The following is a 25,230-nucleotide window of genomic DNA, read 5'->3' on the forward strand; positions in this document are numbered from 1 at the left end:
TGATTTTTTCTCCTTTCGTTTTTGATTATTTGATGTTTATTCAGCTGTTTGCTTCAATAATGAGGAAACGAGAAATCGTAGATGGTTTTGTATTGTTGTAGCAATATTCTTGTCCTTACTGTCTAGTCCATAACCAGTATATTCATTTTTCTTAAGATGTTGGACGAACCCTATGGCAGCCTTATTGTAGTATACGATGTATTGACTTGCATTACCATAATAAATTATTTGTGAGCGAGGAATGAACTCCTGCATAAACTCTAAAAAGGCCTTTTGCGCTACGACGCTTGAACGTGGAGCTTTAATTCTGAAAAAAACAGGAGTGTTTGTATGTTCAGTCTTATCTTGCAGAGCTGGCACTATTGTGTCTATCATTTTTCGACGCAATGAGCCCTTAAGTAACTCTTTATAGCTTTCTACGGTAGGTTGATGCTCTGTGTTGTCTATCCACTCCTTCTGGGGGAGAGTGGCTTCGGGATTTTCTTGGTTTATAAGTTTAATTGGTAATTGAAGTTCTGGTTGAAGAGCTTGAAAGGCTAGTTCAATAGGATCTACTTGCTCGCAGTAATCAGAATCTTCTTTAAAAAATGTTATACATGCCGTGTCGAGTATGAAAAAGAGGCGTTTAGATTGTTCAGGTGTAAGTGTGATTGTGTTGTATGGACTTAAGTCAAAAGAGTTACGTCTGCTGCCGTCTAGTGAAGGACGGTGGGGGGACTGTAGTACCCGGTCTTGATCGTTTTGATCAGGGGAAGGTTTCACTTTTAAATCTATAAGTGGACTTGGGGCTGATATTTCCGGAGTGTCGCTTTTTCTTTTAGAGAAAATACCACTAGGGGTTCTTCCAGACCCAGTTTTTTTATCTTTCTCTTTTTTATCTTTCTTTGTTTTCTCTTTCTTGTCTTTTCCTGGTTCAGCTGCTATTGCTGAGTTGCAGATGCCAAGTGTTATGGCGAGGGCAAAATATACATTTTTCACTAAAAAATCTCCTGTGTTTATATATTTATTAAATTTATTCGTCTAGAGAGATCTAAAGATGCTTTGGTATGATTTCTTGAGGTATGTCAAAATAGTTTACGACGATTTGACGAAATGTTTTTTCTTGGTCTCTGCCCAATTGGGTGCCTTTATGGTTAAAAACAAAAATTCCTTTTTTCTGGAGATGTTCAAGGTAGTCTGGGTCTTCTATATATTTTTCGTTTATAAAATAGAATATTGATTGAGGGCCAATATGCTTCTCGAAAAATTTTATAAACACGTTTTGAGCTGCTGTGTCTGTTGGATAAAAATTAATCCGTATGAAGCCTCTAAGTTTTTTATTGCTTTGAAGTTCAGGAATCACGTCTGGTATCAAATTAGCAAGTAAAATAGCACGTAGGGTGCTTTGAGCATGATGTTTATCATCCATGAAGTTCAAGATCCTAATTTGGTTTTGATAAATTTCATCAGGAATGTAAATCTCAAAAATTTTATATGTAGAATGACTTAAAGTAAAAATATCTGTGGGCAAGAGCTCAAGTGGATCAGGTTTTTTGTGGGCAGCATTAATTACTAAAAAAAGACGATTTTTTATATCTTCTTCCAGTCGCGGCATTTTGTATAGGTTAAATTCAAAAGAGTCTCGCTTTTTGTTTTTCTGTGAATCTTTTTTATCTTTCTTTGTTTTCTCCTTCTTGTCTTTGCTGCTTTCAGCACCCATGGCTGAGTTACAGATGCCAAGTGCTAAGGCGAACATAAAATACATGTGTTTCATAAAAATTCCTTATTTTATTGAAATTAATTGATGCCAAAGGCGTCTTTGATGGCTTGATGAAATTTATTTTTTTCTCTTTTGCTAAGCGGTGAGCCCTCGTGATTAAAAACAAGAATCTGTGTTTGTTCAAGATGATCTAAATAGTTTTTTGTAGCTCTGTCTACGTAGTCTGGATTGGCGAAATAAAATATAGACTGTGGTTTGACAAGATCGCTAAAAAGTTTTACGAAGACATGTTGTGCTGCGGTGTGCGTTGAGAAGAAGTCAATTTTTATAATACCCTTGAGTGTTGGCTGTTCTTCTAATTCAGAAATTATACTTTCAAGCTTTATCTTGAAAAAAGCTTTTAAAAGATCTTGGTGGTGACTTTTTTTGCTTATATGATTTAGTAGCATGCAGATCTGATGGAGAGAATCAGGAATATTGACCTCAAAAACTTTGAAGTTAGCATGAGATTTTAGACTGGACATGCTTTCGAGTGGGTTAGGTTTATCATGCGCAGCATTGATAACTAAAAAAAGTCGATTTTTCAATGCTTCTGCCAAAGGTACCATTTGATGTTGATTGAATTCGAATGAGCTTCGTTTCTTATCTTTGTGTGAATGTTTTTCTTTCTTCGTTTTCTTCGATTCTTTATCTTTTGCGGCTTGATTTTGTTCTGCGCATGTCGCATTGCCAAATAGTGTCATGGCGCATGCAAGTACTACGTATGAATAGTGCATTTAAAAATCTCCTTTTTTTAAAGTGAAATTACCGACCAATGGATTGTGAATGCTTGCGTAGTTTTTCAGTGAAAAATGATGCCACGAGTGTTTGGACAATGTCACTTGTTTCATCTTGCTCTGTTAATTCAAAAACATCTATCCCTTGTTCTACTAAATGGTTTAAGTATAGAGCGTCAAGAGTTCCATCGTGCAAATATATTATGGATTGTGGTCTTACTTTCAAGTCAGCTAAGGCTTTTCTGTATGATTCTTGAACAGTAATTTGATTCGCCCCTATTCTGACTTGAATAAAAAAGAAAGTAATATGAGTTTTATGTAACTCAGGTAAAATTTTTTCTGTGATGGCTTGTTTTAAAGTAGCACCAGCCATTGCCTGAATAAGTAATTGAGTAGTTTCTGGGGGCATATATTCACTTGCTGTGTCTCGCGGAGCAGTAAAAGTGTTATCTATAAACGAGCATGTAAAATTTTCAATTCCTTGGTGCGTTATTTTTGTTGGATGCGCTCGTGTGTCTATGATGAAAAATAAATGTTGTAAAACTTCTGGAGTTAGCGTTAGTTTGTGTTTATTTGTTTGAAACATGCAAAAGGGAGGAGTTCTTGGTCTTTCTATTTCTTTTATGACTTCTCTTTCTTCTTTCATTTGTTCGGGTAGCTCGGCGGCGGTGCATGGGTTTGCGACTAATATGCTCAGCAAACATACAGCTGCTAAGTGTAAATGATTCACGAGGTTTCTCCTTTTTTAAGAATACAAAACATGCATTCTTAAAAAAATAGAGGCAAAAATCTGAAAAGAGAAGCTTTTTGGAAAAAAGTGGTGCCAGGAGGCGGAATCGAACCGCCGACACGTAGATTTTCAGTCTACTGCTCTACCCCTGAGCTATCCTGGCATTATTTAAAGAAGCTTTTATTCAAAGCGAATGATTGTGTAGAATACAAGGAGTAAGCGGGCGTGTCAACTAAAAAATTGCTGGTTATACAATCAAAAATGACCTGATAGTGCGTTGTTTGAATGAACAGGAGGCCTATTTTACTTTTCTGCAGGTTATTGCACAATAATTTTAGGTATGTTTTACTATGCTTTTTATTACGAAAAATATGTTGAGCAATTATTACCATTTTAAAGGCGTGAAGGGCGTTGCGGTATGGAAAGCGAGCAGAGGGATCATCGGAGTACTGAGAGCTTAAAAAAACAGGTCAAAGATGTTATAAAGTCTTTGGGTATTGTGTTTGGCGATATTGGGACCAGTCCAATTTATGCGCTATCTGTCATTTTTTTATTTATTGCCCCCAGTAGCGAAAATATTTTTGGCGTTTTATCGCTTATTTTTTGGACGTTGACGAGTGTGGTAACACTTGAGTACGCATGGCTTGCCATGAGTCTAGGCAAAAAAGGTGAGGGTGGAACCATCGTGCTTAAAGAGCTTTTGACACCGCTACTCAGTTCACCAAAGCAGGCCATGGTGGTGACAATACTGACATTCATAGCAATATCACTCTTCTTTGGTGACGGGGTTATTACCCCAGCTGTAGGTATTTTGAGTGCTGTTGAAGGGGCGTTGCTTATTCCTGCATTTGCGCAGGTGAGCCGTACAGTACTCGTTGTTGCTGCGTGTGCGATTACAACCATGTTGTTTTTGTTGCAAAAGCGTGGAGCTGAGCGTGTTTCGCATGCTTTTGGGCCATTAATGCTGCTTTGGTTTAGTGCATTATCCATTTCTGGTATGTACTCAATCGTTCAGCATCCAAGCATTTTGTATGCCCTCAATCCATATTATGCACTGCAATTTTTTATTCATAATGGAATTGTAGGTTTTTTTACATTGTCGGCAATTTTTTTGTGTGCAACAGGAGGTGAGGCGCTCTATGCAGACATGGGTCACCTTGGACGTATGCCTATCATTCGAGCTTGGTGTGTCGTTTTTGTTGCACTGACCCTTACCTATCTAGGACAAGGGGCTTTTTTACTTTCTAGCCCAGATGCTAAGTACGTTTTGTACGAGATGATCTTACATCAATTTTCTGCAGCATACATACCATTCTTAATTTTAAGTTTGGTTTCGACAATTGCCGCATCTCAAGCTATGATTAGCGGTATATTCTCAATTGTTTACCAGGGAATTATTACTAACGTAATCCCGACCATTAAAATAGCCTACACCTCAAGTAAATTACGCTCCCAAGTATACATTGGCTTTATTAACTGGTGTTTGTACATTGCTGTTATTTTAGTCATTATTCAATTTCGTTTTTCATACAAATTAACGGCGTTTTATGGTTTTGCGGTAACCGGAACAATGACCATGACCGGTACCATGATGACGTGGATTTTTTGGCTTCGTAAAAATTACTTCAAGTCATGTCTTGCGTTTTTGCTAACGTTGATCAACATAGTTTTTCTACTTGCAAGCACATACAAAATACCAAAGGGGGGTTACTGGTCTATTTTGATTGGGCTCATTCCATTTACTATTTTGCTTATTTATAACAGAGGTGAGCAGAAGCTGTATGATGTAAGTGAGTTCACCTCATTGGAAGATTACTTAGAAAAGTACAACGAAGAGTATCAAAAGCATCAGCATCTTGACGGATGTGCATTATTTTTTGCACCCGATGTTGATAGACTGCAGCCATACGTTGCACAAACGATGTTTGTTAATGGCATTATGTACGAAGAAAATATTATTGTCTCTGTCGTAACGCGCGATGATCCTTTTGGTGTAATCAGCTTTTTTAAAGGAACGTTAGCGCCAGGATTGCAGGTTTTTGAAATTCATCGTGGCTACATGGAAGTGCTTGATATTGAAAAGATATTGGTCAACGCGGGCATTAACTCAAAGGTTATTTTTTATGGAATTGAGGCGGTTGCAACAAAAAGCTGGTTGTGGAAAATGTATGCCATTATCAAGCACATGTCACCTTCATTTGTCCAGTTTTACAAGCTTCCGGCAAATAAACTACATGGCGTTGTAACACGTGTAGATCTTTAGGAGTGCGATGATCAAAAAGTTTTATAAAAAATTGATGAGTGTAGTGTTGCGTGATCCAAACCCCAAACGTTTAGCACGCTCTTGCGCGTTGGGGGTGTATGTTGCCTTTTCGCCCTTTCCTGGTGCGCATACGCTCATGATGGTTTGTATGAATTATATTTTTGATCTTCATTTCCCAACACTGTTTGTTGTTGCTTCGATAAATAATCCGTGGACCGCTATACCATTTTTTTCAGGAGATTATTTTTTTGGATATTGGCTGGTGCATTATGTCTTTGGGTATTCCCCGTCGTGGGCATTTTCACTGGAAAAATTTTTTGGTTCTGGTAGTATTTGCGTCTGGTCGTTTTTGATTGGAGGAAATCTGCTTGGAGCGCTTGCAGGGTTGCTCTGCTATCCGTTTGCATTGAGTATTTTTAAACGAATTATTGTGCCACAACAGGTGTGTGAGTAAAAGACACTATGGATATAGCAAAAAATAAAAAAGCATATTTTGAGTACGAGTTGCTTGAAAAGTTTGAAGCAGGTGTTCAATTAACGGGCGACGAGATAAAATCACTACGTAAAAAACAGGTTTCGCTTGCAGATGCATTTGCAACATTTACGCGAGGTGAGTTGTTTTTACTCAATTGCTATATTGCACCGTACACTCATGCATATGAAAAGACCGACGTTTCCCGTCGTTCACGCAAGCTTTTGCTTAACAAACGGGAGCTAAACACACTTGTGGGGGCGGTTTCAAAAAAAGGTCTGACGATTGTACCGCTACGCATTTTTATCAACAGCCGTGGCTATGCAAAGGTTGAAATAGCACTAGCTCGTCATAAAAAGTTAGTTGACAAGCGAAAAACGATTCAAGATCGTGAACAGAAGCGTCAGGCTGAGCGAGAAGTGAAGGTTCGTATTAAGTGAGATAAAGCTGAAAGCTTTATCTCATCCCCAACTCGATTGGGGATCTAAGAGAAGTAGCAATTAGGGGGGAATTTTGTGAGTCTTTTGTGGAAAATGCGTCGTCTTAAAACGTGTGACAACACGATGGCGTGGGCGCGGCAAAACTTTGACCAACTCGAGCATGCGACTGTTATTGTTGTTGACAAACTTGAGCACGCGCAAGGCAGGCAAGGACGTAGTTGGCAGATTATGCCAGGACAACTTTTGGTGACGTTTATTCTAAAGCCAGAGCTTGGCATGTGTGATGAGCATGACCTTTCAATTAGACTTAATCAGCTTGATATAGCATGTAGCTTAGGTATTCTTGAGCCGTTGCTTGAATATGGCGTTGGTATCAAATGGCCCAACGACTTTGTCTTGAACGATAAAAAAATAGGCGGCATGCTTGCTCATGCATTATGGCAAGGACAACAACTTCAAGGCCTCATTTTTGGTTTTGCGCTTAACGCTAATACTCGCTTTGAGCCAACTGATGAGCTGAGCAGTATTGCCACCAGTATTGCGCAAGAGCAGGGTAGCGATGTTGATATGCGTGTCTTATTTAAAAATCTTTTAACGTCAATTGGATCGTGGTATCAGGTGTGGTTAGATGGTGCTTATGATCAGTTGTACAAGCAGTGGCGACAGCATCAGGTGTATCTCGGCAAAAAAATTAGCGTTCATCGCAAAGATGGCAGTGTTGTACAAGGGACTATGACTCAGGTACTGCCTAATGGTGATATGATGTTGCTTGAGAATACCGGTAGTTTATGTACGTTATCGCTGTACGTAGTGGAGTCAATTCAGTTGGTTTAATGTAAAAAGGGGCGGAAAAACTTCCGCCCCTTTTTTTAATGTGCTTGGATATCGCTGCTGGTTACACTGCAGCGAACCATGAACTTTTGATAAACGTTGTGTATGAATGCTGCAGTTTTATCTGCAAGACCACCTTGCTCGCCATATTCTTCTTCAGCACCAAATAGTTTCATCAAGCCTGTGGGCTTTTTAGGTTTTACCAACTTGATTTTGTCATCAGGCTCGATATTAATTAACTTTTTGATTTCAGCTATAGCATCAGAGTATGAACCAATTTCGTCAATCATGTTGAGCTTAAGAGCTTGACTGCCGGTAAAAACCTTTCCGTCAGCCCATTTTTTGTCATCGGCACCAACGTTACGTTGTGCCTTAATATCTTTGACAAATTCTTTGTAGTTATCGTTGGCAAGGTTTTGTAAATAGGCAAGCTCTTTTGGCGTGAGGTCTTTGACTGGGCTTCCGGCAGTCTTGTACTCGCCGGCCTGCACGTATGTGTAGTTAACCATCCAGTTGTTGAGAAGACCTTTAACGTTTGGTAGTTCCATAAGTGCGCCAACGCTACCAATCATTGACAATGAGTTTGCAAATATTTTGTTGGAAGCTGATGCAACGTAGTAGCCTCCCGAAGCACAGGTGTTTTCTACAAAACTAACGATAGGTTTTTTCTTTTTGAATTTGAGGAGCTCATTAAAAATTGCCTGGCATGAGCCGGGGTAGCCTCCTGGGGAATTAATTTTTAAAAGAAGTGCCTTAATATCTTTGTTTTCAGAAAAGTCTTCGATTTTTTTGACATAAAAACTTGAGTCAAAGATTGGGCCATTGATGGTTAGGTAAGCGACATGGGCGCTTGGATTGACCGTTTCTTCAAAGGATGTGCGTAAGTTGGAAATAAGAGCTGGGGTAAATTGAAGAATAAGAATAATAAAGAAAAGATTTCTTAAGATGTTGTAAAAGTTCATCTGCTTGTTGTTTTTTTCCACAATGATTCCTTGAATATGATTTTTTGAATTTGCTTTTTGCGTAAGGTATAACTCTAAATGATTTCCGGTTTGCTTGCAAGAAAAGCCGCTTTTGTTAGTTCCAAACAGACCAACAAAGGCGGCTTTTGATTATCTGAAAATATAGTATGTTTTAAACAGCGCTTGAGGTTTCTTCATCTTTCAGCAAGTTGCTCACATCAACAGTTTTGCTTGCCTTGGCATGTTTGCGCTTACTTTTTTCAATAATTGAAATGCTATTTTTATCCTGAGCTTTATTGTAAGTGACTTCAATAATGCGGCTTGCCTGGGCATCACCAGCGTTGGCGTTGATTACTTCGTTGGTGTATGCAGGCTTTTTGCGGTAGTTACGAAAATAGGTTTTGGTGCCTATTTCTAAAGGTTTGTTGTTGTGCATTTTATAGGTGCATGAGACAAAGTATGGGCTGCCTTCACGTTGCTTGAGTTGCTTTTTTATTTTGCTGACAGCATCTTTGATAAGCATAGATTCAGAAAAAATAAACGATTGTTTGCTTTGCCTGTTTTTTGATGCAAGATTGTGCGGTGTGGTTAAAAGGCACAAGCAACATGCGCTAGCAAATGCTAAGCCCAAAATTTTTTTACTACATGATAGAAACTTCATAATGCATACCTTTCATAAAATAACGCCAATTAAGACGATTCTTTTCCCTAAATTAATCAAGAACAATAGTCAAAAGGTTGGTGTAGAAGTACAAAAAAGAGTAACGCTCCATTTATCAATTATTTTACCCTTTGTATTAAAATATGTCAAATGCATGCACTAATCCATCGGTCCTTTCCTTGAAGATCTTTGTAGATCGTGATATTGCTCAAGGCTGCTGTTTCAAGGGTTTTTTGCACGGCTTTGGCATTTGTTCCCAGCTCTAGCACGAGCTGGGGTATTGTGTGGCTTTGTAAGACACTGTTTTTTTTGAGATAGTTGTGTGCTTGTTCAATAATATTGTTGTAAATCCCCAGACCTCCTGCGTTTGCAACAAATGCTGTCTTGTCTTCCCACTGTGTTACATCCTGTTCAAGGCCTTGCCATTCATGTTCGCTTAAATATGGTGGATTACTTACAATTAAGTCGAAAGTTATATCGTTTTGGAGATGCGTGTACAAATCTGACTGTATAAACGTGCAGTTACCAATATTGTTGTGTTGTTTGTTCTGCCGTGCAAGTTCTATTGCGTGAGATGTAATGTCAACACCAGTTACATTGGCATTGGGTAATGCCTTGCTCAGCGCGAGTGCAATGCATCCCGACCCAGTACATAAATCGAGAATGTGTAACGGCTCATTTTTAATAGGATCTAATTGCGTAATAAGCCAGCTAACCCATTCTTCAGTTTCAGGCCGTGGAATCAGAACAGGTGGCCTGGTTATGATATCAAGGTTGCAAAATGGTACACTGCCAAGAATATACTGTAACGGCTTTTTTTCGTTAACACGTTCGTCAACCAGTTTTTCAAGCAATTTAGTCTGCTCGTGCGTTAGCTGAAAGCTTTTATTTGCAAGAAGTTTTGCTTTGCTTGTTCCTGTTACCTTTTCAAGTAACCACCATGCTTCTTGTTCGGCAGGGAGTTGCTGCTGTAGTTGTGCAACCACTGTTGCAAGTGTAGCTGTCATAGCAGTTAGTTCAATAAAAGCGTGTCAGCAATGGTGCTGAGCATATCAAGCTGTGCATTCAGTGCGCTTAAGTGGTTCCAGATTTGCTTAATTTCTCCTGCTGATCGTGTCTGACTTGGGCTTTTGTTAATGTGTGGTAGCAGTTTGTTAATGTAATTTTTTAGTTGCCCTTGTTCGCTTTGCAAGCTTTGTGAAAAACTGTGAAGTTGTATTGACGTCTTTTTGTACGTATGTTTGATGGTGTGTTGTAGAAGCTGGCGAGCTTGAGCCGCATCAGTTTGAGCAAGTGATTGCAGCTGTGTTATAAACTCTGTTTGATTACACCAGTGGGCGTTGCTTAGCATGCTTTCAATGTCGAGCAACACATTTTCAAGTAGTTCTTGTTCAGGCGGTAATGTCTTATTTTTGCTTCGTGTAAGCAATTCTTTAACTGACATGTTTGGAATTTGTTTTACTGCTCGCTCAACTTGGTCACGTATTTTACGCAATGATTGTATTGGATTTTTTGCATGCGTAGCGTATGGAGCGAAAAGAATGGAAAGCATCAGTGCGCGTCTGAGGTTTTTTTTCATAGAAGTCTCCTTTTAGCCGTGTAGTAAGTCGTGTACGTACTGCTGGCCATCAAATGGTTTAATGTCTTCAAGTCCTTCTCCAAAGGTGACATATACAATTGGTATGGAGAGTTTGTCAATGATTGAAAAGACAATGCCACCTTTTCCACTGCCGTCAAGCTTGGTAAGTACGATACCGTTAACACTGGTTGCTTGTCCAAATACTTCGGCTTGTGCAAGACTATTTTGCCCAAGCATGGCATCAATGGTAAGCCAGGTGTGAACGTCATGATCTGGCAATTGACGTTGAACGATCTTTTTTATTTTTTCCAGCTCTTTCATTAAATTTATTTTTGTTTGTAGTCGACCGGCAGTATCGATGATGATGTGTGAGAAGTTTTCTTGCTTGAATTTTTCACATGCATCAAACACAACTGAAGCGGGGTCTTGCTCCTGCTTGCCTAAAAAAATTTCAACGCCAATACGAGCAGCCCATTCCTGTAGCTGCTGTGGAGCAGCAGCCCGAAATGTATCTGCAGCGACAACAAGAATTTTACCCCCATCACGTTTGAGTTTATGGGCATATTTGCTAATAAATGTTGTTTTACCGGTTCCGTTCACGCCAAGCATAAGTAAAACATGCGGCTGCTTGTCTGGCACGTGTTTTGTTGTAAGTTGCTCTTGAAGTAAGACTTCTAATTCATCTTTTGCTTGTTCAAGGCTGGTTATTTTATTGCTGCCAATGTCTGCCTGAAGCTTTTGAATGATACTATTGGTTGTTTTAACGCCGGTATCGGCTGAGAGTAAAAGGCGTGAGAGTTCGTCGAGAAAAGCTTGATCGAGTTTGCCTGTAGTAAAGAGTGAAGAAACTTTACTCGTGAAGTTGTCATAAACTTTTTTGAATTTTTCTTTTATGAATCCGAACATGACTATCCTTGTTAGTGCAGAAACTAGAGACAGAGCTACTACAACGATTTTACCAAGATTACCACAAAAGATGAAAAAACATTGTAAAAACGTAACAATTTTGTGATGAGATTTTAGTTGTGGCGTACTATTTGTGATTTTGCTTGGTTAAAGCATGTTACCAGCTAGCTCATGAGTAGTTTGGTTATATCTTCGTGGTTTTTTAAAATTGCATAGTCTAATGCCGAACGAGAGTTGCCATCAAGTAACATTCGGTCGGCGCCATGCCAGAGCAATAGTTTACAAGCATCAAGGTTTCCATATTTTGCCGCCAGATGTAGTGGGGTTCGTCCTTTGTTGTCAGTGCTGTTTGTGTCGGCCTTGCAGGAAATAAGTTGTCTCATGCCAGATGTGTAGGGGCGGCAACATGAACCGATAAAGCTTTGTGCACTACATGGTTGTGGAGCAAATGTTTGCGATTGTTGTTGAGCTGGACAGTCGTGAGAGAGCAGGAGTTTGATCGCATCGTTGTTGCCCTGTTTTGCTGCAACGTGGAGTGGGGTTAATCCCCTGTTGTCTTGTTGGTTGATGTATGCACCTTTTCTAAGGTGTTCCTTTATTGCATCTGGTCCCTGTTCAAGGACTGCTGAATGCAGTGGGAGTGGTCGTTGTGGTAGTTCTGGCTTTGTTTTGAAGAAATGGATTGGAGTAGCATTTGGTGTGTAGTCTTGTCGAGTTGCAGGTATAGCAATATGTTTTTTTTGTTGTTGTAATTTGTCGGAGAGCGCTGTGAAAAAACGAGGGAAGAGTGGTCGAGAGGGCAGTAGTTCAGTTTGCTTGTAAACCGGAATTTTTTTCAGTTCTTGCATTTTGTTATGTGTGTAAAGTGGTAAACGGTGGCAAGAGGTTGCAGGCTTTACGGGGGCAATAGCATGGGTTGTACTGTAATGTATCAGAGCAAGAAGAAAAAAAGCCTTATGTGCTATTTTTATCATTTGCTCCTTTCCGTTGAGTTTTCTTATTTATCGTTATCTGTGTCTGAAAATTCGTATTCATTGCTGATGAATACGAATTCATCTTCTTTTGTCATTAATGCTTGCAAGACAATTTTTATTTCTTCAATCAAAAAACCTCGTTCATCAGCAAAGCCGTGGCTAAAAAATTCGCGTGCTAAATGACCGCTTACAATTGGAACATTATTGCCGTGAGCAGCGTTCCACAAATCATCAAGTTGCAGCTGATTGAGTTCTAGTGTTGCTAAAAGATCAATCAGCCCACAAACATAATCAACCCAACATTTAGAGTCTTTGTTAGTGTTTAGAGATCGGAGTTCTAATCTAGGTTTTTGTGTTGTCAGGCAAAGACCAGTAGAGAGTGCCAAAGAAAAAAATACAATAGAAATGTACCTTTCAAACATGTAGAATCCCTTCTCCTTTTTATAGTTTTTTTAACCTAGTAGTTTTTCTTTACCAAGTTTTTGCCAGTCTCGATCAAAAAGGGCAATTCCCTTTTCAGTTAGCGGATGATGCATTGCTTGTTCAAACACCGTTGGAGGAAGTGTTGCTACGTCAGCGCCTGCAAGTGCAGATTGATGCCAGTGTTGTACACTTCTAATTGATGCTGCAAGAATTTCTGATTTAAGATCATATATTTCTTTGATAGCAACAATATCTGCAATAGTGGCAATACCGTCTGCCCCGATGTCATCAAGTCTACCTGCAAATGGCGAGATGTAGGCGACGCCAAGTTTTGCAACCATAAGTGCTTGCAGCGTGTTAAAAACAAGCGTCACATTGATTTTAATATTTTCTTGTGAGAGTTGCTTTATAACAGGCAGGTACTCAGGACTGAATGGTATTTTGACAACCACGTTTTGCGCAAGATTTGCTATTTCACGTGCTTGTGCTGCTACAGCTTCGGGTTTTTTTTCAACAACTTCAATGCTAACATCGCCTTCAACCATCGAGCAAATATCAAGTAGTACTTGTTTGCTGTTAGGGCCTTGCTTGCTCAGGTGGGTTGGATTTGTTGTAATGCCATCAACCAGTCCTGTTGGAACCCATTTTTTGATTAATTCACGATCGGCAGTATCAAGAAATAGTTTCATTTACATTTTCCTTTTTTATGGTGTGGCAACAAAGTTAATTAACCGGTTAGGCACAAAAATGGTTTTTCTGATTGTTTTACCAGCTAACCACTTTTCAGCTGCTTGAGCAGCTTCTTTTTCAATGTCTGCCTGCGTAACATCTTTTGCTTTAACCAGTGAGGTTCGTGTTTTGCCGTTAACTTGTATGACAATGGTAACCTCATCAGATTCAGCCAGCGCTGCGTCATATTCAGGCCATGAACAATCTGCAAGCTGTTTGCCAACCAATGTTTCTAGCAGTTCACTTGCAAAGTGAGGCACCATGACAGAAATTGCCGCCAAAAAATGTTCAAGCAGTTGTTTGTCAAGTACGCACTTGTCAGCCTCAAGGTCATTCAAGTACTCCATAATCGCGGAGACTGCGGTGTTGGGTTTAAAGTCGTGGATTCGCGTTGTAAAGTCTTTTAAGAATGCATGGAATCGCTTGAGTGATTTTTCATCAGCTGCTTGTAAGGCAATATTTTTGTCATTGGTTAAAAACGCCCACAGGCGGTTTAAAAAGTTTTTTACGCCGCGGATAGAGTCTGTTTGCCATTCTGTGTCAAGTTCTGGTGGACCCATAAACATCATGTACATGCGTAGGGCGTCTGAGCCGAGGTCATTGACGATGTCATCTGGGTTGACCACGTTACCTTTTGACTTTGACATCTTCTCAACGCGATCAGTGCCCGGTACTTTCATGCAGACCATGCCTTGGTTGAACAGTTTTGCAAACGGTTCGTCAAATGGCAGGTGGCCAAGGTCATAGAGTACCTTGACGTAAAAGCGTGCGTACAGCAAGTGCAAGATTGCGTGCTCGATACCGCCGACGTACAAGTCAACGGGCATCCAGTGTTTCATATCTTCAGGAGAAAATGGTTTGTCTGCAAGCTGTGGGTTTGGATAACGCAAAAAGTACCAACATGAGCCAGCCCATTGCGGCATGGTGTTAGTTTCACGCTTTGCAGCGCTGCCACATTCAGGGCAGGTCGTGTTAACCCACTCGTCAACACTAGCCAGCGGAGACTCGCCCGTACCTGTTGGTTCATAACGCTCTACTTCAGGCAATCTAATAGGCAGTTCGCTTTCAGGAACAGGTACAACGCCACATGCATCGCAATGTACTAGTGGAATTGGTTCACCCCAATAGCGTTGACGAGAGAAGATCCAGTCACGCAATTTGTACTGCGTTTTGCGTTGTGCATAACCCTTCTTTTCGCAGTACTCAATAATGTCTTGGCGATGGTCACCAGCTCGTTTGCCCGCAAATTCTGCAGGCGCTTGCAAGATGCCATGCACCATGTCGGTGTAGCATTCCTCAAGGTTGGCAACACGTGCTGCCTGCTCTTTGTCTTCAGGAAACAAAACAGGCTTGAGTGGGATGTTATATTTTTTAGCAAATTTAAAATCACGTTCATCGTGAGCAGAGCATTTTACGATTCCGGTGCCATAGTCTTTGATTGCAAAGCTTGCAACCCAAATTGGTAGGTCGCCATTGCCGATTGGATCAACAATGTAGCGTCCAGTAAAAATACCTTCAGATTCTTTTTCAGCTTCGTTGCCGCGCTCTGCACGTTTGCGTACTAGCTCTGCACAAAACTCAAGCACTTCATTTTTTGTTGGTGTACCTTCAAGCAGGTCAGGCAAGAGTGGATGGTCTGGTGCAATGACGACAAAGGTATCAGCACAAAATGACTCAAAGTGTGCTGAAAACGTTTGAATTTTCATGCCTGTATCTTTGACTGGTGCGGTGAAGACAAGCCCTTGGCTTTTACCAATCCAGTTGCGCTGCATGAGTTTTACTTTTTCAGACCACTCAAGTCGGTCAAGTCCTTCAAGCAGTTTTTCGGCGTAGTCAGTAATTTTGAGTACCCACTGTCTGATTGGTTTTTCTTCCGTTGGGGTGTGACAGCGCTCGCAACCACCATTGACCACTTCTTCGTTTGCAAGGCCGGTTAAACACTTAGGGCACCAGTTAATGGGAATGGATGATTCGTAAGCAAGTCCCTTTTTAAACATTTCAAGAAAGATCCACTGCGTCCACTTGTAGTATTCTGGGTCGGTGGTGTTAAGTTCTTTGTCCCAGTCGTACATAGCGCCGATGGTGGCTAGTTGTTTTTTGAAGTTGCTGATGTTGCTTTCAGTACCAATTTTTGGGTGAATGCCCTTACGAATGGCATCATTTTCTGCAGGCAGGCCAAATGCATCCCACCCCATTGGGTGCAATACATTATACCCTTGGTGCCACTTGATACGTGCATACACATCTGAAAGGACATATCCTTTCCAGTGACCAACGTGTAGTCCAGCTCCAGATGGGTATGGGAACATATCTAGGCAATAGTATTTTTTATCCTGACAATTGTCTTTGGTTTTGTAGTATGGATTTTCTTTCCATCGTGTGCGCCATTTAGATTCAACGGCTTTAAAGTCATAGGCCATGGTCGTTGGTCTCCTTGAAATGTATGCGTATTATCTTGCTTATTCGCTTTATTGTAGAGATTGTCTGGCAAGAAAACAAGTTCTATCTCACTATTATTTTCTCACAGAAAATAATTCCCAAAAATTGTTGGTTTTTATAGAAGATGCTGTACGCGTTGTAAAAAGAGTTTGAGACGGCGGTAATCATTGCCGGTCAGCAGGGAGAATGTGTGGCAGAAGTTTTCGAGCAGTGCTTTGCTTAAAAGTTGCTGTGTGGCTAGATTTTTGAGCAACGCAAGTAGCAGCTCGTCAAGGTTGTGATGCTGGCTGCTGCACGCAAAGAGTACATGAAGATAGTCGTGCTGCTGTAGAAATTGTTGGTACAACTCTTTGTCGCAATGCTTTACAAAGGCATGAATTTTACTTGGTTTAGGCGGAAGCTGATAAAAAAACTTATTATTTTCTTGGTAGCCCAACACTTGTACAGAAAAGGTTGTTTTAAGAAACTCAAAAATTTGTGGTTGTTCAGCTGCCAACTCGTCTTCAGTTTTTTGATAGGGAAATGGGTAGCGTGTTGGGTCCATTGAGCCTGTTTGAATATGACTGACGCAGCCAATGAGTGTACGCTCTTTTTGGTTTATCTGTACGAGTGAGCCAAATTCTGGAAAATAATCCCACTGCCAACACTGAGCAGTTGCCAGCTCGAGTGAGCTTTCAACAATTTCTGCAAAGTGTACAGCATTATTTTTCTGATCATTTGTATTAAAAGAGGCACTGTTGTCCATGGTCGGCCTTAATGGTTATAACTTTTTTCAAAAAACTTTTACGATGGATTATCAGTGGTCCATGAGTATTGATACTGGCCAGGTGTTTTTTTGTTGCATACCCTTTGTGTGATGCAAAGCCAAACTGCGGAAAGTGTTTGTCCATACGCTCCATGAGCCTGTCTCGCGTTACCTTGGCAACAATTGATGCTGCAGCTATCGATGTAGAGTATTTTTCACCGTTGGTAAAGTGATGCAGTTCAAGCTTTTCATGCATAAATACCTGTGGGAGCTTGAGTGGCATGGCATCAGTAACAATATACTTGAGCCGATCTTTGCAAAAAGGAAGTTGGGCCATCAACTGCACGGTTGCTTGCTTCATAGCGCGTAGTGTTGCCTGATAAATATTGAGGTGGTCAATGATGTGGTGATCAAGAGATACCGTTGTCCATAGACAATGTTTGTTTATCCAGACAAACGCTTCTTCGCGTTTTTTTCCGTCGAGTACCTTTGAATCTTTGAGCAAGTTTGATGTTGTATTGACTGGCAAAATGGCAGCGCCAACAACCACCGGACCTGCTAAACAGCCTCTGCCAACTTCATCAAGTCCGCAAACATACGCGTTATTTTTCCACGCATCATGTTCAAAATAATTTGCAGTTATTTTTGATTGTTTCATATTTTTATTTTTCGGGTTAAAAAAATATAAAATTATTATCTCAAAAGAATGATTTTTTTGCTATTTTTATAAGCACTTCTCATAAAAGTGTTAGAAGAAAATTTATTTATTGTGGAAATTTAGTGGCATTTCTATTTGACATGGTTTATATTGGTCACAGCTGTGGCATCGTCATTGCTAGTAATAAAAGTTTTTAAAAGGAGTTGTTATGTCATCGACAGAGCTACGCGTAAAAGAATTACTGCGAGAGAGGGGTTGGACAACAAAAATTTTGGCAGAAAAAACTGGCATGTCCGAAAGTTACCTGACGCACATCAAAAATGGCACGCGCCGTTGGAATGAAGATGCGTTAAAAAAACTTGCCACCGCATTTGGTACTCATCCTGTTGATTTATTTGCACAGCGCAAAAGCAGGACTGATAATGTAGACAACAATGTCAAGATGCCAGAAAACACAAATGTTGATCTGCAGCTTAAAATTGTTCCCGTTGTTGGCGACATCCCGTCAAATCCGTCACCATACAACAATCAGGTTACGCAAGTAACCACTGGCTACAAAGATGTATTTGTTCCTGTATTTAACAACGTTGACGATGCAATGTTTTGTTTTTGTGTCGAAAACAACGTTATGGCGCCAAACTTTATCAAAGGCGACTATTTGATTGTCTCACCAGAGGTGTGGACACGCTCGGGCGATATTGCCGCTGTTGAGTACGGTAATGACACCGTAACCAAAGCGATTATGCAAGTTACCTACATGGACGATTTTATTGTACTTGAGTCAGTCAACCACAAAAATCCGCCTGTTGCGCTTGTACGAGGCAAAGATAATTTCAGAGTTATCGGTAAAGTGATTTATCGTTATCAAAAGCTTGGATAGTCTTTTTATAAAGTAGGCCATGGTAATTTGCCATGGCCTACTTTGTTTTCTAGTGGCTTGAGTTAGAGCTTCTCTAGATCAGACTCTCCTGCATCTACTTTAGCTTTCTTTTTTCCGGTCAAACTAGGAAATGAGAGCTTACGTTTTTTACTGGTTGCTTTTTCTTTTTTAGGTTTAGGTTCTTTTTCTTTTTTAGGTCGAGAAAATAAAGCCTTGAGTTTACTTTTAAAGCTTGGTTTTGTGTCACTGGCGGCCTTTTCCACAAGATTGTTTACTTCTTTTATAGCTGCTGTAGGTAGTTGTTGTGTTGGTTGTGGCATTAGGTTGTTTACAAACATGTCTTCTAAGGCATCAACTTCAAAATCACCACCAGCTTCTTCATTTATACGGATCATTGCGTCTGCGTAGCTCGGGTTTACCACTATTGTGTTGTAGACCGTTCCTGCTGCATATACCTCATCAATGCCTTCGGTTTGGTTAATCATTCTTGTTGCATGTGGAGAAAGAGTACCATTACCTGCAATGGCGTCTTGAGCGGCATTTGTTAGAGCTTCATTTTCTTCTGCAACTTTTGTCATGAGCTCTGGGTTTTCGGCATAAATCTCACGCTGGGCATCCTCGTCAAGTTTGAGATCTTTGACTTTTTGATGTAGAACGTCAATTACTTTAGGGTCTGGGTTGCCATCAACATCTTTGGTGTATTCAATTAATGTCTTAACTATTTGGCCTTGTGTTTCACGTGCTACTTGCGGATCTTTTAGTTTGCCAGCATACCCAATTGTATCGACCAGGACATTTTGAAGAGTGCTAACTTTTTGATTTTCTGTTGTTGCAGCCTTCAAAACTTCAAGGCCGTTAGAGATGCCGTTCTTAAGAATAGTTATTTTTTGATCGTCATCTAGGCCGAGCTTGTCTGCATAGAAAGTATTTTCAAAAACATTACGCAGTACTTGATTTGTTGACATGGCAATACCGCTTTCTCCAATAACGTCTTGTTTGTGGGCCTCTTTGAGGTTTTGTATAATTCTCTTGTCTCTTCCCTTGCCATCTCCTTCGGCCATATCTATCAGTTCTTTGAGCAGAGTTTGTACACCTCCTTCAAATTGATCAGGTGTTACTCTTTTGGCAACCAACACATCATCTTGCTGACCTGGTTGCTTTAATTGATTTGCAAGAACGCGTAACTGGGTAGGTTCAAGGCGTCCCATAATAACGCTAAACGATTCGTTTTCTTTACCGATATTACGTGCGTGAGCGATTGTTGTAGCAAGTTGTTTGATGTCTTGTTCTTTCGCGGATTCAGTTTTTGCTTTTAAGGTGTTTATAGCAGTATCAGTTGCTCTTACTCGAAGATCTTCTTTATATTCGTCAGTCGTTTTAAACTGAGGGCGGTATAATGCGGCTTCAAGTATTGAGTTTATGTATCCTACTCCGTCTTCTTTATCTGCAGCAAGTTCGCTAGCTTTATCAAGTAAGAGATCAAAAGTTTTTTGTACAGCTTGAGGATCATCACTGTTTTGTGCTGCTTTAAGCTGTTGAAAGCCAAGAGACGTGAAGTTGCTAACGGTATTTGGGTCTAGTTCTTTGATCTCGAGCTCTCGTTGTTTACTCTCAAGCGCTTGCTTCATTGGCGCAACTTGTTCTTTACGTTTGTTTAAGATAGCATCAGTTTCTTTTCTTCTTTCTTCAGGGGTTTTCTTTGTTCCGTCACTATGTTCACTTTTTACTCGTATGGCTCCCATTTCAATAGCTTCTATCGATTTTTTCAAGTCTTTGATATCTGCTTTCAAGCTTTCTTTTGTGGCCTTTTTTTCTGGAACAGTTTTCTTGACCGCTCTGAGCAGTTGAATTGCTTCTGGCTCGTCGGCTGTTTTCTCTGGTTCGGTTACTTTTTGTAGTGTGGTTTCTTTTTCTTTAATCTGTCGTTTCAGCTTAGCAATTTCTTGTTGTTGTGCTTGTTTAAGTAAGTCCCTTGCCTTTCCTTCACTGATAAGTTCAAGTTCTGGCATGTCGTCATCGTCGTCGTCATCTGTCGTTTTTTCTTTTTTCTCAGGAATTCTATCTGGTTCATCTTCAAGCCTTGGCGCTTCTGTTATTGCTTCAAAATCTTCTTCCTTGATTACGGTTATTTCTTCGTCTTCGTCGCCGAATTTAATAGCTTGGTCTTCAGTTTTAGGCTCTTCGGCTTTTGCAGTAGCGGCTTCTTTTGCTTTTGCTGCGTCAGTTGCATCATCCCAGTCGTCGTCTTCAACCTCATCTGCCTCATCTCCAATAGACTTTCGTCGTCCGGTTATTTTGCTCATGTCAAGTGGTGCGGCGGGAGTAGGGTCGGGTTTTTTTGTTACTGATGCTGGCGCCATAGGCTTTGCAGCTGCGGGTCTTGCAGGGAGGGGTCTTGCTTTGGGTTTGGTGTCGACTTTTGGTTGAACCTGTTTGGGTGTTACTGTTGGTTTGAAAACGGGAGTCTGCGTGGTGGGTTCATCCCATTCGTCCTCTTTGACTACGTCTTCTCCTTCATCTTTTTTTGTTGTTTCTTCAGCCGCTTTTCTCTTTTGGAAAACTTTTAGCAATGCTTCTTGTATACTGGGGGGTTCTTCTGTTTTTACAGATTTTTCCGGTACTTTTCTTTCGGTAGCTGGTTTAAGTTTGAACCCTCCGGCTCTTATTTCATCGAGTAATCCAGCTTTTCCCGTAGGCATTGGAGGTGTAAATTTTGATGGGCCAGCTGGTTTTGTTGTACCTGCATCAGTTTCAACACTGCTAGGGATTCGTTTTGAGGGAAGGATACCTCCTGGCGGTGGAGGAGGTGGCGGTGGTGCCCCCGTCGCACCTTTTGCTTTCATTGCATCAAGTTCGCTGGCATTAAGTATGCTGCACGTAGTAAGCACCAAAGCGATAGCCAGTAAATAACTAAAACGTGATTTATTCATAACAAGAGTCCCCTTTAAATCGATTAACGATACAATACAGCATCAGTGTAAAGATTCAGGAAGAAAATAATCAAGCTATTTGGTTTTTTATAAATTAATGATTGAATTTATGGGTGTCGGCGCTGTCGAAGAGGTTTAGTCCAAAAAGAAGGTAATGCTTTTGCCCAAAAACCATATACCGGTGCAAAACATTAAAATACCGGTTAGTGTGGTTAGGTAGTTAAGGCGTTGGGGATTGATTTTTCTGCCCAGAAAGCTTGCAATGAACGCCACAGTACCCAAAATGCTGGTTGAAGCGCTGATTGTTACTGTACTGCCGACAAAAAGGATATGTGTTGGCATACTGCCTGCCTTGAGTGGTAAAATTTTGGATGCGGCAAATACGAAAAATGCAACACTGACGGGATTAACTGTTGTGAGCAAAAATGTTTTTGTTACGGTTGCAAGAGCAGAGTCGCGTTTTGTTGTCGTGGTTTGTGTTGCGCTGTAGTGTCGTTTGAGCGTGAGTGAGCCAATAGTGATCAGGAGTATGCCGCCGGCAATATCAAGACACAAATTGCCGTACTGATACTGCTCAACAATGCTCAGTGCTCCAAAAAGACCCATGAGCAAAAGAAATCCGTCACCCAGTGCAGCGCCAAATGCAGTCAAAAAGCCTTTTTTGAAACCATGAATTGCAGCGTTATTAAATGTCATGACAAAGATCGGCCCGACAGCGGATGCAGCTAAAACTCCAATAGTAAAACATTTTATAAAAAACACATAATGAATCATGATATCGATTAATACATTTAAGTTGAGATTAAATTATCCTTTTATGGTAAATTATTTTAACATAATGAAAGGCTGGGAGAAAAGATTTATTTCAAAATTACAATTAAGCATAAAAAAATAGGAGCAGGGCAATGCAAATCGCGTTTGGTACTGATGGGATACGGGGTAATGCTGATATTTTTCCATTCACCGATGATGCATTATATGCTCTTGGTCGCTGTATAGGGCAGTGGGCGTGTGAAAAGTATGCTACACAAACGCCTAAGCTATTGATTGGTGCCGATACTCGCCAGAGTGGTGACCGAATTAAGACACAGCTGGTTTCTGGACTAGTGTATGAGGGTTGTGTTGTTATTGATGGCGGTATTTTGCCAACGCCGGCTGTGGCATCATTGGTGCATAGCCAGGATGATTTTCATGCGGGCATTGTTATTTCCGCATCACATAATCCATTTCATGACAATGGCATCAAGGTGCTGGATGGCACGACGTGCAAAATTACGCCAGAAGATGAGCAAAGTATTACGGCATTCTTTAGCCAGTGTTATCAGCAGGGCATTGTTGGCTCTCGTGTGGAGCATGGCTTGCAGCAGTGGGGGCAAGCTGGACAGGCATATGCATGTCATATTCTTTCGTTTTTTGATAAGCGCCAGTTTAAAGGGCTTCGTGTAGTACTTGACTGTGCACACGGTGCAACGTACAAATTAGCCCCAGATATCTTTGCCCAGCTTGGTGCAGAGGTGGTTGCGCTTAATGTTTGCCCTGATGGCTGCAACATTAACAAGGGCTGTGGCGCGCTGTACCCAGACAAACTTGCAGCTGTTGTGCGTGAGCACAATGCGGATATCGGTTTTTCATTTGATGGTGACGGTGATCGTGTCATTGCAGTTAACAAGCATGGTGAGATAAAAAATGGCGATGACATGTTGGCATTGCTGTGCTTGTCACCACGCTACCAAAACATGCAGGCGGTGGTTGGCACGCTTATGACCAACCAAGGGTTTGAGGTGTTTTTGCGTAAGCACAACAAGCAACTTGTGCGTACTCCTGTGGGCGATAAGTATGTTGCAGCGCAGCTTGAGCAGGATAGTTTGTTGCTTGGTGGTGAGGCGTCTGGGCATTTGATTTTGGCAGACTATCTGTTAACCGGAGATGGTATTTTTGTTGCACTCAGCATTTTGCGTGAACTGCAGCGTTCTGGTAATTGGGACTTTACAACCTTTGAAAAGTATCCACAGGTCTTGTGTAGCGTTCCTGTTGATAAAAAAAATGATTTATCGTTTGCGCCGTATGCACAAGTTATTGACCAATATCGTGAGCAGCTTGATTCTGGTCGCTTGGTTGTTCGCTATTCTGGTACTGAAGACTTGCTGCGTGTAATGACCGAGGCCCCGACTCATGATCTTGCTCATACGGTTGCCTATGACCTAGCGCGTGATTTAAAAAATATGTTAAATGCCTCATAAAGGGTGTCATGTGAATAAAATTGTTGAAAAAGTACTAGATTTTTTTGCGCATATCAGAAATTTGTTTTTGAGTGGCCTGTTCACGATCATTCCGATTGCGGCCACAGTCTTTTTTATTAATTTTGCGTACAATTTTTCGGTTCGTATGCTCGAACCACTCAGACGCTTAGAGCCAGATTATCTTCAGCGTATTCCCGGTTCTGAATTTGTGCTGATCATGATTTTTATTTTAGCTTTAGGCGCTATTTTGCGATTTTTTATCGTGCATAGTGTTGTGAGTTATTGTGAAGAAGTTATTGCTAAAATACCGTTTATTCGCATTGTGTATTCATCGGCAAAAATTCTGGTCGACTTCTTTAAGGTTTCTGATTCTACTAAGGTTGGCCAGCGCAAAGTTGTTCTTATTCCCTACCCGAAAAAGGGTCAATACCACATGGCTTTTTTGCTTGAAGATGCTCTTGATAGCTATCAAAAGGTCATTCCTGAAGCAGTTAAAAAGCGCCCTGATGAAAAGTATTATAAAGTTTTCATGCCGAACTCACCAAACCCAACAACGGGTTACTTTTTTATCATGTCTGAAGATGATATTATTCACACCGATGTTACCTTTGAAGAGGCGATTAAAGTCCTTGTTTCGTGCGGACTGGTAACACCCGAAAGCCTTAAGGCGCTACCGCCACTTGAGATGCCGCTAAAGTAAACGTGTATGGTTTTAATCTCCTATCTGAGTCGACGTTTTAGCGCCTATTTTTTGACGTTTAGCCTTTTACTTGCGGTACTGGTTAATTTTGTAGAGTTTGTCGAAAAAGTGGTTCGGACCGACAGCGCTTCTTTGACAGATATTGCTTACTTTGTAGGCATTAATTTTGTTGTTTCACTCTTTGACCTTGCCCCACAGGCAAGCTGGCTGGCAACCTTTTTTTTGCTGCGTGAGCTTGCAAGCCAGCATGAGTGGGATGTTTTGAATCTGGTAGGTCTAACGCCACAAAAATGCATGGCTTATGTTTTTGGTGCGGGGCTTTTACTTGCCGGGGGAATTGCGGTAGTCAAAGAAGTCTGGATTGTGCCGTTAGCCAGCCACGCACAACGATACAAGCTTGAAACATTTAAGCAGCAATCGGTAGATGCTATTGTCGACCGTTGGCTTATGTTTGACGATGGTGTATTTGGACACGTTGGCTCATTCGACTTTAGAACAGGGCAGGGTACAAACCTGCTGCTGCTCTACGTGGATGATGTCTTTTTATTGAAAAAAATAATAACAGCACCGACATTTAATTTTGGCAATGATGCTGATGCTTTGCTTGTACAGCAAGCGCGTTTGTATGATCAAGCATCCGGTCAGCACTCACAGCTGGTTGAACAGACCATTATGCTCCAGGGCTTTTTACCGCAACTTAAGGCTGACGTTCAGGTACCGACATTGGCTAACTTGTTGGGCTGTGTGTTTGGTCAGGGGATGCATGTGCCATGGAACGTTCGTAATGAGTTGTTGTATGCAGCGCTCAAGCGCATTGTTGAATATATGCATTTGATACTCTATCCATTACTGACGTTTGTGTTGTTTGCATTATTTGTTGGGAGTGCTCAGCGATCGTGGTTTGTTCTTTTCATTCCCTATTTTTTGATTACGCTGCTGGGTATTTGGGGTGATTTTTTGGTGTTAGGCTCAGGGGTGAGTGCATGGCTGCTGTTGATGCTCTATTTTCCTGTGTTCTTATTTTTGCTCAGTAGCTTATTTGTGCTTGCTTGAGTGTTCTCGTCACCCTGACAAATAAGCTCGTCGCTCCGGGCTCGACCCGGAGTCCATTTCTAAAAGATAAAACCTATGTTTTTTGACCTGAGTATAGCCATGGATACCGGTTCGTGGGCCGGCATGACGAGTGTTTGGAG

The 25,230-nt window shown here is 40.9% G+C and carries 25 protein-coding genes and 1 tRNA gene; 8 read left to right on the plus strand and 18 right to left on the minus strand.

The features are described 5' to 3' along the window. Window positions 1–36: 36 nt before the first annotated feature. The 5 genes from H6679_02745 to H6679_02765 all read right to left on the minus strand — a co-directional run bounded on the left by H6679_02745 (window position 37) and on the right by H6679_02765 (window position 3,368). Entirely contained in the window at window positions 37–978 is a 942-nt protein-coding gene (locus H6679_02745; GenBank protein ID MCB9493167.1) for a hypothetical protein, read from the minus strand. A gap of 52 nt (window positions 979–1,030) precedes the next feature. Further along, the gene (locus H6679_02750) at window positions 1,031–1,753 is read right to left on the minus strand and encodes a hypothetical protein (protein MCB9493168.1); all 723 of its coding nucleotides are present in this window, start codon (window positions 1,751–1,753) and stop codon (window positions 1,031–1,033) included. Between the two features lie 23 nt (window positions 1,754–1,776). Then, window positions 1,777–2,475, minus strand: a complete 699-nt coding sequence (locus tag H6679_02755; protein MCB9493169.1) for a hypothetical protein — start codon at window positions 2,473–2,475, stop codon at window positions 1,777–1,779. Between the two features lie 28 nt (window positions 2,476–2,503). Next, window positions 2,504–3,205 (minus strand): hypothetical protein, encoded by a 702-nt coding sequence (locus H6679_02760; protein MCB9493170.1) that lies wholly within the window; start codon window positions 3,203–3,205, stop codon window positions 2,504–2,506. 88 nt (window positions 3,206–3,293) lie between these two features. After that, window positions 3,294–3,368: transfer RNA gene (locus H6679_02765), tRNA-Phe, on the minus strand. Between the two features lie 255 nt (window positions 3,369–3,623). Here H6679_02765 and H6679_02770 point away from each other — a divergent pair. The 4 genes from H6679_02770 to H6679_02785 all read left to right on the plus strand — a co-directional run bounded on the left by H6679_02770 (window position 3,624) and on the right by H6679_02785 (window position 7,214). Then, window positions 3,624–5,468: a KUP/HAK/KT family potassium transporter gene (locus tag H6679_02770; protein ID MCB9493171.1), complete on the plus strand. Its 1,845-nt coding sequence runs from the start codon at window positions 3,624–3,626 to the stop codon at window positions 5,466–5,468. A 7-nt stretch (window positions 5,469–5,475) separates the two neighbouring features. Next, window positions 5,476–5,922 (plus strand): DUF2062 domain-containing protein, encoded by a 447-nt coding sequence (locus tag H6679_02775; protein ID MCB9493172.1) that lies wholly within the window; start codon window positions 5,476–5,478, stop codon window positions 5,920–5,922. An 8-nt stretch (window positions 5,923–5,930) separates the two neighbouring features. Next, window positions 5,931–6,380, plus strand: a complete 450-nt coding sequence (gene smpB / locus H6679_02780; GenBank protein ID MCB9493173.1) for an SsrA-binding protein SmpB — start codon at window positions 5,931–5,933, stop codon at window positions 6,378–6,380. Between the two features lie 75 nt (window positions 6,381–6,455). Continuing rightward, the gene (locus H6679_02785; protein ID MCB9493174.1) at window positions 6,456–7,214 is read left to right on the plus strand and encodes a biotin--[acetyl-CoA-carboxylase] ligase; all 759 of its coding nucleotides are present in this window, start codon (window positions 6,456–6,458) and stop codon (window positions 7,212–7,214) included. A gap of 35 nt (window positions 7,215–7,249) precedes the next feature. Here the strand turns inward: H6679_02785 and sppA are convergent, their stop codons facing one another. The 11 genes from sppA to H6679_02840 all read right to left on the minus strand — a co-directional run bounded on the left by sppA (window position 7,250) and on the right by H6679_02840 (window position 17,287). Next, entirely contained in the window at window positions 7,250–8,194 is a 945-nt protein-coding gene (gene sppA / locus H6679_02790) for a signal peptide peptidase SppA (GenBank protein MCB9493175.1), read from the minus strand. A gap of 151 nt (window positions 8,195–8,345) precedes the next feature. Next, window positions 8,346–8,834 carry a hypothetical protein gene (locus H6679_02795; GenBank protein ID MCB9493176.1) on the minus strand — a complete coding sequence of 163 codons (489 nt, stop codon included), beginning with the start codon at window positions 8,832–8,834 and terminating at the stop codon, window positions 8,346–8,348. A 146-nt stretch (window positions 8,835–8,980) separates the two neighbouring features. Next, entirely contained in the window at window positions 8,981–9,841 is an 861-nt protein-coding gene (gene prmC, locus H6679_02800; protein MCB9493177.1) for a peptide chain release factor N(5)-glutamine methyltransferase, read from the minus strand. 5 nt (window positions 9,842–9,846) lie between these two features. After that, window positions 9,847–10,413, minus strand: a complete 567-nt coding sequence (locus H6679_02805) for a hypothetical protein (GenBank protein MCB9493178.1) — start codon at window positions 10,411–10,413, stop codon at window positions 9,847–9,849. A gap of 12 nt (window positions 10,414–10,425) precedes the next feature. Next, on the minus strand, window positions 10,426–11,319 hold the full coding sequence (gene ftsY / locus H6679_02810) for a signal recognition particle-docking protein FtsY (GenBank protein ID MCB9493179.1): 894 nt from the start codon (window positions 11,317–11,319) through the stop codon (window positions 10,426–10,428). Between the two features lie 164 nt (window positions 11,320–11,483). Continuing rightward, window positions 11,484–12,293 carry an ankyrin repeat domain-containing protein gene (locus H6679_02815; protein MCB9493180.1) on the minus strand — a complete coding sequence of 270 codons (810 nt, stop codon included), beginning with the start codon at window positions 12,291–12,293 and terminating at the stop codon, window positions 11,484–11,486. A gap of 23 nt (window positions 12,294–12,316) precedes the next feature. Next, on the minus strand, window positions 12,317–12,715 hold the full coding sequence (locus H6679_02820; GenBank protein MCB9493181.1) for a hypothetical protein: 399 nt from the start codon (window positions 12,713–12,715) through the stop codon (window positions 12,317–12,319). 30 nt (window positions 12,716–12,745) lie between these two features. Next, window positions 12,746–13,405 carry a fructose-6-phosphate aldolase gene (locus H6679_02825; GenBank protein ID MCB9493182.1) on the minus strand — a complete coding sequence of 220 codons (660 nt, stop codon included), beginning with the start codon at window positions 13,403–13,405 and terminating at the stop codon, window positions 12,746–12,748. Window positions 13,406–13,420: 15 nt separating this feature from the next. Further along, window positions 13,421–15,865, minus strand: coding sequence for a leucine--tRNA ligase (locus H6679_02830; protein ID MCB9493183.1), 2,445 nt, complete (start codon window positions 15,863–15,865; stop codon window positions 13,421–13,423). 134 nt (window positions 15,866–15,999) lie between these two features. Next, window positions 16,000–16,629 carry a hypothetical protein gene (locus H6679_02835; GenBank protein ID MCB9493184.1) on the minus strand — a complete coding sequence of 210 codons (630 nt, stop codon included), beginning with the start codon at window positions 16,627–16,629 and terminating at the stop codon, window positions 16,000–16,002. Then, entirely contained in the window at window positions 16,607–17,287 is a 681-nt protein-coding gene (locus H6679_02840; GenBank protein MCB9493185.1) for a ribonuclease HII, read from the minus strand. The genes H6679_02835 and H6679_02840 overlap by 23 nt, the downstream gene beginning before the upstream one ends. Before the next feature lie 208 nt (window positions 17,288–17,495). On the opposite strand from H6679_02840, the gene H6679_02845 reads away from it, so the two are divergent. Continuing rightward, a complete protein-coding gene (locus H6679_02845) occupies window positions 17,496–18,167 on the plus strand; it encodes a helix-turn-helix transcriptional regulator (protein ID MCB9493186.1) in 672 nt (223 codons plus the stop codon). 62 nt (window positions 18,168–18,229) lie between these two features. On the opposite strand, the gene H6679_02850 is transcribed toward H6679_02845, so the two are convergent. Beyond that, a complete protein-coding gene (locus tag H6679_02850) occupies window positions 18,230–21,097 on the minus strand; it encodes a hypothetical protein (GenBank protein MCB9493187.1) in 2,868 nt (955 codons plus the stop codon). Between the two features lie 135 nt (window positions 21,098–21,232). Further along, the gene (locus tag H6679_02855; GenBank protein MCB9493188.1) at window positions 21,233–21,793 is read right to left on the minus strand and encodes a LysE family transporter; all 561 of its coding nucleotides are present in this window, start codon (window positions 21,791–21,793) and stop codon (window positions 21,233–21,235) included. Window positions 21,794–22,002: 209 nt separating this feature from the next. On the opposite strand from H6679_02855, the gene glmM reads away from it, so the two are divergent. Genes glmM through H6679_02870 form a run of 3 tightly spaced genes read left to right on the plus strand, consistent with a single transcriptional unit; the run spans window position 22,003 to window position 25,090 of the window. After that, on the plus strand, window positions 22,003–23,337 hold the full coding sequence (gene glmM, locus H6679_02860) for a phosphoglucosamine mutase (protein ID MCB9493189.1): 1,335 nt from the start codon (window positions 22,003–22,005) through the stop codon (window positions 23,335–23,337). 10 nt (window positions 23,338–23,347) lie between these two features. Next, window positions 23,348–24,037: a DUF502 domain-containing protein gene (locus H6679_02865; protein ID MCB9493190.1), complete on the plus strand. Its 690-nt coding sequence runs from the start codon at window positions 23,348–23,350 to the stop codon at window positions 24,035–24,037. A 6-nt stretch (window positions 24,038–24,043) separates the two neighbouring features. Continuing rightward, the gene (locus H6679_02870) at window positions 24,044–25,090 is read left to right on the plus strand and encodes a hypothetical protein (protein ID MCB9493191.1); all 1,047 of its coding nucleotides are present in this window, start codon (window positions 24,044–24,046) and stop codon (window positions 25,088–25,090) included. Window positions 25,091–25,230 lie beyond the last annotated feature (140 nt).

It is taken from the genome of Campylobacterota bacterium, from assembly GCA_020633995.1.
In the GTDB taxonomy this organism is placed as follows: Bacteria; Babelota; Babeliae; order Babelales; family RVW-14; genus JACKCO01.